Below are 1,351 nucleotides of genomic sequence, written 5' to 3' on the forward strand. Positions count from 1 at the left end.
CGTGAACGCCGTTCATCCTCTGGCCAATGGCATGGCCGTGCGTCTGAACGGTAGCGCCGGGCTGCAACACGCATTCACGGAGAAAACCACGCACACTCGTTTGAAGTTGCAATCCCAAGGAGACTTCGTGAATATTTCCGGCTTGCCCGTGCAGCAGGACACGGCTCAGTTGGCGTTCAGCGCTACGTTGGATTTGACGCCAGCCTTTTCCGTTGGGTTGAGGTACACAGGCGAAATAGGCCAGCGCTTTCACGAGCAGAGCACCTATGCCATGGCTTCATGGACGTTCTAGGAACAATCAGGCCACAGGGCCCTGCGGTTAGCTGATGGCCGCAGGGTTTATGAAGTGATCGGCTGCGGCTCGGACTCAAATAGGCCGCCGCCACACTCGCCGCCAATAAACGACAGTTCAAGTTATTTCCGCTCGCAGGCCGAGGGCCGATTTGATCCCCAACATGCTAACGGCGGCAGTATCATCAGCTTTATCAACGGCCAGATTTGCACGGAGGATGGCCAGGAACCTCAACTAAATGGCCGGTCACTTTGCGAGGTACGCCGGGATAAATATTAAAACCGGGCTCTGACTTTCCATCGACGTGCAAGCTGGTTATTGAATGGCGCACCGTCCCGCTTGCAATCAGTTCAGCTCCGTCCGAGACACAGACTACCTTCAGGGTGTCTGTTTCAGTGGCTGGTAACTGGCGAACGAGCGCACTGAAGCTAAGGTTGATGATTACACCTTTGAATTTTTCTGTCCCGTCTTCTTCTCGAGGTCGTATGACTGGTTTTATATTCAACCGATATACTGTTTCTGCATCAACTGCTCTGACAGGTTTGAGTACGATTTTTTTACTCTGCCCAGGGCCCAATGTAACCTGGAAGGGGAATGCATAAAGTGCGGGTTGCGCTATGTCAGCAACCGCCTCAAGCGTTTCTTCCTCTATGCGCACACCAGGGTTCTTTAACAAATGTAAGGAAATGGATACGTACTCAGCGCGGTCCCCACTATTAATAATATGAATACTCAAAGGGGCGTTGCGTATCTGAACTTCCTTGGGGTAAATGTCGATTGTGGCATCAGCGCGTTGAGAGGTAAATGAACCGGCCAGGCAAAGTAGTAGTACCGGAATAAGGCGCGAATGTGATAGGCGATTCACGGAGTCTTGACCACGGGTTCAAAGGTAAGGGAGAGCACTCCTGTATATACTCCGATAGTGCCTGTGAGCGCGCCTTCGGGCGGATAGGCTGAAACAGACAAATTATAGTAGCCGAGAGAGTCCTCTCCCTGTCCAGCCGAAGCAGGGTTATGAAAAACTGTGCCTTGCTCAATCATCAACGGCTTGTTGACACC

At 52.1% G+C, this 1,351-nt stretch carries 3 protein-coding genes; 1 reads left to right on the forward strand and 2 read right to left on the reverse strand.

Translation table 11 applies throughout. The features are described from left to right. The coding region (locus FEM54_RS34255; RefSeq protein WP_171045968.1) for an autotransporter domain-containing protein at positions 1–292 on the forward strand (292 nt) is incomplete at its 5' end. A gap of 193 nt (positions 293–485) precedes the next feature. On the opposite strand, the gene FEM54_RS32610 is transcribed toward FEM54_RS34255, so the two are convergent. Both FEM54_RS32610 and FEM54_RS34495 read right to left on the reverse strand, forming a co-directional pair. Beyond that, positions 486–1,157, reverse strand: coding sequence for a fimbrial biogenesis chaperone (locus FEM54_RS32610; RefSeq protein WP_205894446.1), 672 nt, complete (start codon positions 1,155–1,157; stop codon positions 486–488). Continuing rightward, positions 1,154–1,351: hypothetical protein (locus FEM54_RS34495; protein ID WP_205894447.1), on the reverse strand; the 198-nt coding region annotated here is incomplete at its 5' end. The genes FEM54_RS34495 and FEM54_RS32610, both read right to left, overlap by 4 nt.

This window comes from Pseudomonas edaphica (genome assembly GCF_005863185.1).
GTDB lineage: Bacteria > Pseudomonadota > Gammaproteobacteria > Pseudomonadales > Pseudomonadaceae > Aquipseudomonas > Aquipseudomonas edaphica.